Raw genomic sequence first — 7,396 nt, 5'->3', positions numbered from 1 at the left:
GCCGGGGCCGCGTGGGCGCCGGTCGGGGAGTCGGCCGCGTGCGGTCGCGCTGCTGCGCTCGTCGCGGCCAACGGCGCCGACCTGGTCTCCTGCGTCCTGGTCGGCCTGGACGTCATCGTGACGGCTGCGGTGACGCTCGACCTCCCCGGCCCGGCGCTGGGCACGGCGACGAGATCGGCCCGGGCCGGCCCGGCGACGGCTGAGTCCGCTTGAGCGCCGCCGTGGCGCTTCGTCCTGGCCGCAGAGGATCCGCGCCATCTCGCGCGCGTCCCTGCGACGTTCCCTGCCGCCCAACAAGCCGACGACGGCGGCGATGGACAACGGTGACGCGACGATGTGTCGCACGGTCCGGTAGGCGAAGAACGAGACAACCAGAACGGGGGATGTGCCGACGACCTCGGTCAGCCAGGCCGGCATGGGGCGCTCCTCGGGTCAGCCGAGAGCGAACCTACGCAGGCAGAAGCTCCCGGAACGTCAGGACGGGCAGACGGTTCCGGGCACGGCTGGGCCCGCGCGGACGATACTGATCGACGGTGTGCTGGTGCGTGAGCGCGTCCGGTTGGCGCTCGGGGCGGTGGCGCTGCCGGGATGGGAGCATCCGTGACAGCAGGATCGCGAGCTGCCGCACCAGCGCTCGGAGGAATCTCCGGAAAGTCATCGGCCCGCGCGCGCCGACAGCCCAGCGCGCCAACCGCCGCGCCAACCGCGCGCTCAGGACCTCAACAGGATCCTGTGCGGCGCTCCGGGCGGGATCGGTCCGGGGATTGTGGGGCCGGTCCACACAGGCCGCGCGGAACGATCTCGGGCGTGCGGGTGCGAGAAGCCGACCGAAGGCGTGTGACGCGTGCTCTTCAAGATCTTTCCGGTCCCCGGCTACGCTCCGGCCCGGGGAACGGCCATACCTCCGCAGGGCGCGGCGGTTACGTTGGAACTGCCTGTCCGCGTGCTCCAGGAGAAGAAGCGGCACGATGTCGACCGCGGTGGTCAGCCATTCGTCGAACTCGTCGTACGCGACGAGCACCTCGTGGACCGGATCGTAGAAAAGGGCATCGGGGGACGCCGAGCCATCCAGCTCGCGCCCGCCCTCGTGCCCGAACGACGCACCCTCCACACCGGACATGCTAGCCCGCTCGCACCGACCTGCCGGCGAGCGCGGCCAGAACCACGTCGAGGACGCGGACCGCGCCGGACTTGTCCAGCGGGTCGTTGCCGTTGCCGCACTTCGGCGAGTGCACGCACGACGGGCAGCCCGTCGCGCAGGCGCAGTCCGCGATGGCCGTACGGGTCGCGGACAGCCACTCGGCCGCCGCCGAGTACGCGCGCTCCGCGAATCCCGCCCCGCCCTGGTGCCCGTCGTAGACGAACACGGTCGGCACGCCCGTGTCCGGGTGCGCCGCCGTCGACAGCCCGCCGATGTCCCACCGGTCGCACGTCGCGACCAGCGGCAACAGGCCGATCGCCGCGTGCTCGGCGGCGTGCAGGGCGCCGGGCACGTCGCAGTCCACGTCGTCCGGCAGCGCCGTCGGCGCGACCGTCCACCAGACCGCGACCGTGCGCAGCTCACGGGCCGGCAGGTCCAGCGGCCGGGTGTCGATGACCTCCCGGGTGGCCAGGCGCCGGCGCTGGTACCCGACGACCTGGTTGGTCACCTCCACCTCGCCGAGGAACAGGCCCACCGGGCCCGCGTCCACGTACGAGGTGACGGAAAGGACCCGCAGGTTCGTCACGTCGCGCGGGTGGGTCGTCCAGTCCGGCTCCTCGGCGTGCACCAGCGCCACGGCGTCGTCGAGATCGAGCTGATCCACCACGTACGACGTGCCCTGATGCAGGTGGACCGCCCCCTGGTGCACCTGCACGTGGGCGGCGGCCGGGTCGACGGTGCCGAGCAGGCGCCCGGTGGCCGCCTCGACGATCGACACCTCGACGCCGCCGCTGCCGCGCAGGTCGACGTCGGGGCGACCGGTGCCCACCCAGTACCAGCCCGTCGGGCGGCGGCGGAGCGACCCGCCGGCCACCAGCGCGTCGAGCACGAGCGGGGTCTGCTCGCCGAAAAGGGAGAGATCGTCGGCCGTGAGCGGCAGTTCGGCCGCCGCGCAGCACAGGTGGGGCGCCAGCACATAAGGATTGCCGGGGTCCAGGACCGTCGCCTCCACCGGGCGGCCGAACAGCGCCTCCGGGTGGTGCACCAGGTACGTGTCGAGCGGGTCGTCGCGGGCCACGAACACGCACAGGGCCTCCCGCCCCGCCCGGCCGGCCCGCCCGGCCTGCTGCCACAGCGACGCGAGCGTCCCCGGGTACCCGGCCAGCAGCACCGCGTCCAGGCCGGCGACGTCGATGCCCAGCTCCAGGGCGTTCGTGGCGGCCAGCCCGAGCAGCTCGCCCGAGACCAGCGCCCGCTCCAGCGCCCGGCGCTCCTCCCGCAGGTACCCGCCCCGGTAGGCGGCGACCCGGTCGGCCAGCTCCGGCACCGCGTGCCCCAACCCGCGCCGGGCGACGGACGCGACGACCTCCGCGCCCCGCCGCGACCGGACGAACGCCAGCGTGCGCACCCCGTGCGACACCGCGTCGGCCAGCAGGTCGGCGGTCTCCATGAGGGCCGAGCGGCGCACCGGGGCCGCGTCCACCACACCCTCGGCGGACAGCCCGGGCAGCGGCGGCGGCTCCCACAACGCGAAGGTCACCCCCGAGCGCGGCGACGCGTCGTCGGTGACGGCCGTGACCGGCAGGCCGGTCAGCCGACCCGCCGTCGTCGCCGGATCGCCGGCCGTCGCCGAGGCAAGGATGAACACCGGCGACGAGCCGTACCGGGCACAGATCCGGCGCAGCCGCCGCAGCACGTGCGCGACGTGCGAGCCGAACACCCCCCGGTACGCGTGACACTCGTCGATCACCACGAACCGCAGGCGGCGCAGGAACGTCGCCCACGCGTCGTGCCGGGGCAGGATCCCCCGGTGCAGCATGTCCGGGTTGGTGAGGATCAACCGGGCGTACTGCCGGATCCAGTCCCGCTCGGCGGTCGGCGTGTCCCCGTCGTACCCGGACGGGCGTACCCCCTCATCGGCGAGACCGACGACGGCGCGCAACTGGTCCGCGGCGAGCGCCTTGGTCGGCGAAAGATAAATCGCCGTGGCCTTCGGGTCCGCGGCCAGGCGTGCAAGAACGGGCATCTGGTACGCCAGGGACTTGCCGGACGCCGTCCCGGTCGCCACCACCACGTGCCCGCCGCGCCACGCGACCTCCGCCGCATCGACCTGGTGCCGCCACGGCGCCGTCACGCCCCGCGACGCCAGTCGATCCCGCAGGTCGGTCGGCACCCAGTCGGGCCAGGGCACAGGCATGCCCGGACGGGCGGGCAGCCGCTCCACGTGCGTCACGCCGCCGCCGGCCACCTCGGCCCGTCCGCTGACCATGCGGTGCAGCAGCTCGCCCGGCTCGGGCGCGACAACGGTCACGCCTGCACTCTCCCACCCCGCCGTGGCGCGCGTCGCGCCGCACCGGCACAGGTGGCAAGATGCCTCCCGAAGGTAAGCCGTCACTGCCATGGCGGGGCAGGACCGCCGGAGCGGAGGAGAGCTCATGGAGCTGTCGATGACGGCGCGTGCCGAAGCCGGGCACACCGTGCTGGAGATCGGTGGCGAGATCGACGTCTACACGGCGCCTCAGCTGCGCGAAGAGCTGCAGCGCCTGATCGGCGAGGGGGCCACCGACATCGTCGTGGACCTCAGCCGGGTGGACTTCATCGACTCGTCCGGCCTGGGCGTGCTCGCCGGCATCCACCGGCGGTTGCGGAGCCTGGACGGATCGCTGCGGCTCGTCTACTCGCACGAGCGTCTGCTGAAGATCTTCCGGATCACCGGGCTCGACTCGGTGTTCGATATCTACGATTCGGTCGACGCAGCCACGGCTGCGGGCCAGAGCCGGTGACGCGCGGCGGGCGCTGAGCGCATGGCACACATCCACCTCACCTTCTCGCCGGACCCGGCGTACATGCGGACCGTGCGCCTCGTGGTCGCCGCCGTCGCGCGCCGCGCCGGGCTGGGCGCCGACGCGGTCGAGGAGATCCGCCTCGCCACGGCCGAGGCCTGCGCCCGGGCGGTCGCCCGGCACCGCGCCCACCGGATCAGCACCCCCATCGAGGTGTCCATGTCCGACGGCGACCGGTTCACCGTCCGCGTCACCGACCACGGCCCGCCCGAGCCGGGCATCGGGCTGCGCTACTCCAAGGGCGCCGGAGTCGTCGTCAACGACCTCAACGACGACGACATCCCGGACGACGAAGTCACCGCGGACATGTCATTTGTGCTGCTCAAGGGCCTTGTCGCCGACCTGAAGATCGCTCACGGATCGGCGTCCGCCGGCACCGAGGTCTTCATGTCCTGGCCGGTCAACCGGCCTGTCGGTCGCTAGCACAGGGATAAAGATCACCGCGACATGGTAGGTAGCGGGTGTGACCCCAGTTACGTGGGGCCGCTAGAGTACGCCAGTCATTCACACTGCGCTGTCCGGGTGACCGCTCAGCGCTAGACCCGCAGCCAACGGGCGGGCAGTGGCACATGCCGGTACAGGAGGACAACGGATGTCCCTTGAGGGGTCGAATCTCACCTACGTCGTGATAGCGGCGGTCATCGCACTCGTGGCCCTCGGCTTCGCCGGGGTGCTCGTCAAGGCGGTGCTCAGCACCGGCACGGGCACAAAAAACATGCAGGAGATCGCCGGAGCTGTGCAGGAGGGCGCGACGGCGTACCTGTTCCGGCAGTTCAAGGCGCTGGCCATCTTCGTGGTCATCGCCGTGGGCCTGCTGTTCCTGCTCCCTGTGAACGACGTGGAGGACGGGAGCGCGACCTCGATCAAGATCGGGCGGTCGCTCTTCTTCATCGTCGGCGCGGTCTTCTCCGCGTTCATCGGCGGCGCCGGCATGGGCCTCGCCACCCGCGCCAACCTGCGCGTCGCCGCCGCGGCCCGCGAGGACGGCGGCCGCGAGAAGGCCATGCAGATCGCCTTCCGCACCGGCGGCGTGGTCGGCTTCCTCACCGTCGGCCTCGGCCTGTTCGGTGCCGCGCTCGTCGTGCTGATCTACGAGGGCGACGCGCCGACCGTACTCGAGGGCTTCGGCTTCGGCGCCGCGCTGCTCGCCATGTTCATGCGGGTCGGCGGCGGCATCTTCACGAAGGCCGCCGACGTCGGCGCCGACCTGGTCGGCAAGGTCGAGCAGAACATCCCCGAGGACGACCCGCGCAACGCCGCGACGATCGCCGACAACGTCGGCGACAACGTGGGCGACTGCGCCGGCATGGCCGCCGACCTGTTCGAGTCGTACGCCGTGACGCTCGTCGCCGCGCTCATCCTCGGCAAGGCCACCTTCGGGGCCGACGGCCTGGTCTTCCCGCTCATCGTGCCGACCGTCGGTGTGCTCACCGCCATCATCGGCGTGTTCATCACCCGCCTGCGGCCCTCCGACCGCAACGGGCTCGTCGCGATCAACCGCGCCTTCTACCTGTCCGCCGTGATCTCCGCGGTGCTGGTCGCCGGCGCCGCGCTGTTCTACCTCCCCAAGGCGTGGCCCGCCGAGTGGCTGGCGCGTCTCGGCGCGACCGACCTGCCGGTCAGCCCGCAGTGGCTCGCGATCATCGCGGTCGTCATCGGCATCGTGCTCGCCGCCGCGATCCAGGCGCTCACCGGGTACTTCACCGAGACCGAGAAGCGCCCGGTGCAGGACATCGGCAAGACGTCGCTCACCGGCCCGGCCACGGTCGTCCTCGCCGGTATCAGCGTCGGCCTCGAGTCCGCCGTGTACTCGGCGCTCATCATCGGCGCCGGTGTCTTCGGGGCGTTCCTGCTCGGCGGCGGCTCGATCCTGCTGTCGCTGTTCGCTGTCGCGCTGGCCGGAACGGGCCTGCTGACCACGGTCGGCGTCATCGTCGCCATGGACACCTTCGGGCCGATCAGCGACAACGCGCAGGGCATCGCCGAGATGTCCGGCGACATCGACGAGCGCGGCGCGCGCACGCTCACCGAGCTCGACGCCGTCGGCAACACCACCAAGGCGATCACCAAGGGCATCGCGATCGCCACGGCCGTGCTCGCCGCCACCGCGCTGTTCGGGTCGTACACCTCCAGCCTGCGCACGGCCCTGGCCGACGCGGGCGTGAAGGACATCGGCCTGTACGTGTCGGACCTGCTCAACGTCGCCAACCCGCGCAACCTGGTGGGCCTGCTCATCGGCGCCGCCGTCGTGTTCCTCTTCTCGGGCCTGGCGATCAACGCCGTGTCCCGGTCGGCCGGCGCGGTCGTCTTCGAGGTCCGTCGTCAGTTCCGCGAGCTGCCCGGCATCATGGACCGCACCCAGCGGCCCGAGTACGGCAAGGTCGTCGACATCTGCACCCGCGACGCCCAGCGCGAGCTCATCACGCCCGGCCTGCTGGCCGTGCTCGCCCCCGTGGCGGTCGGCTTCGGCCTCGGTGCCGGCGCCCTGGCCAGCTACCTGGCCGGCGCGATCGGCGCGGGCACGCTCATGGCGGTGTTCCTGGCCAACTCCGGTGGCGCCTGGGACAACGCGAAGAAGCTGGTCGAGGACGGCGCCTACGGCGGCAAGGGCTCCGCGTCGCACGCCGCGACGGTCATCGGCGACACGGTCGGCGACCCGTTCAAGGACACGGCCGGCCCGGCCATCAACCCGCTCATCAAGGTGATGAACCTCGTCTCGCTCCTCATCGCGCCCGCCGTGGTGATGTGGAGCGTCGGCGACGACGCCAACACCGGCCTGCGGATCGGCATCGCCGTCGTCGCGGCCGCGATCGTCGCGACCGCCGTGGTCATCAGCAAGCGCCGCCCGATCGCCGTCGAAGCCGGTGATTCGGGAAAAGCGCCTGAGGACACCGCCCCCGACCGGGAGAAGGTCACCGCCTGACCCCGAGCAACACCATCAGGNCGGGCCCCCCCTCCGCCATTCCCGCCGCCCGCCGTCACCTGCCAACCAGGGTCGCCACCGGCGGCGGGTCGTGCCCACGACCGCCGAGGGCGACCTCTTGGCGGGCGTGGAAGGTGCCCCACCCATCAAGGGCGGGCGCGTGGGCCCTTATGGCAGGGGCAGGGCGCGACAGGCGCGCCACATGCGCACATGTGGCGGACCACCCGGAATGGCGCGGACCAAAGTCGCAACTTTGGCGGCTACCGACACGGTGCNGGGGGGGGGGGGGGGGGGGGGGGGGGGGGGGTGGGGGGGGTTAGTCGGGGCGGTGGTGGCGGCCGTCGTCGACGTGGGGGAGCGGGGCGGTGGGCTGTTGGGGGACCTGCGGGCCGGGGCGGTGGGGACCGCCGTACGTGCCTGGCGCCGGGCGTGCGGGCGGCACAGGGCCGTGCCCGGGCGGTGCGGCGGGGCCACCCGGGCCACCCGGGC

Annotated in this window: 5 protein-coding genes and 1 pseudogene; 4 read left to right on the top strand and 2 right to left on the bottom strand. The window is 72.6% G+C overall.

Annotated elements, in window-relative coordinates; genetic code table 11:
• Positions 1-213 (top strand): annotated as a pseudogene (locus ABD211_RS24975) (Rv3654c family TadE-like protein); the annotation flags it as partial.
• A 235-nt stretch (positions 214-448) separates the two neighbouring features.
• On the opposite strand, the gene ABD211_RS24970 reads toward ABD211_RS24975, so the two are convergent.
• Together ABD211_RS24970 and ABD211_RS24965 are read right to left on the bottom strand one after the other, a co-directional pair.
• Complete coding sequence (locus ABD211_RS24970) at positions 449-1,111, bottom strand: hypothetical protein (RefSeq protein WP_344136730.1); 663 nt, start codon at positions 1,109-1,111, stop codon at positions 449-451.
• Positions 1,112-1,121: 10 nt separating this feature from the next.
• The gene (locus ABD211_RS24965) at positions 1,122-3,410 is read right to left on the bottom strand and encodes a DEAD/DEAH box helicase (RefSeq protein WP_344136733.1); all 2,289 of its coding nucleotides are present in this window, start codon (positions 3,408-3,410) and stop codon (positions 1,122-1,124) included.
• Positions 3,411-3,576: 166 nt separating this feature from the next.
• On the opposite strand from ABD211_RS24965, the gene ABD211_RS24960 reads away from it, so the two are divergent.
• From ABD211_RS24960 to ABD211_RS24950, 3 genes are all read left to right on the top strand, one after another.
• Positions 3,577-3,924, top strand: coding sequence for an STAS domain-containing protein (locus ABD211_RS24960; RefSeq protein ID WP_344136727.1), 348 nt, complete (start codon positions 3,577-3,579; stop codon positions 3,922-3,924).
• Between the two features lie 21 nt (positions 3,925-3,945).
• Entirely contained in the window at positions 3,946-4,407 is a 462-nt protein-coding gene (locus ABD211_RS24955; RefSeq protein ID WP_344136724.1) for an ATP-binding protein, read from the top strand.
• A 169-nt stretch (positions 4,408-4,576) separates the two neighbouring features.
• Positions 4,577-6,907, top strand: a complete 2,331-nt coding sequence (locus ABD211_RS24950; protein WP_344136721.1) for a sodium-translocating pyrophosphatase — start codon at positions 4,577-4,579, stop codon at positions 6,905-6,907.
• The last annotated feature ends 489 nt before the right edge of the window (positions 6,908-7,396 follow it).

This window comes from Luedemannella flava (genome assembly GCF_039528515.1).
GTDB classification, from domain to species: domain Bacteria; phylum Actinomycetota; class Actinomycetes; order Mycobacteriales; family Micromonosporaceae; genus Luedemannella; species Luedemannella flava.
This window is presented reverse-complemented; position numbering and strand designations above follow the sequence as displayed.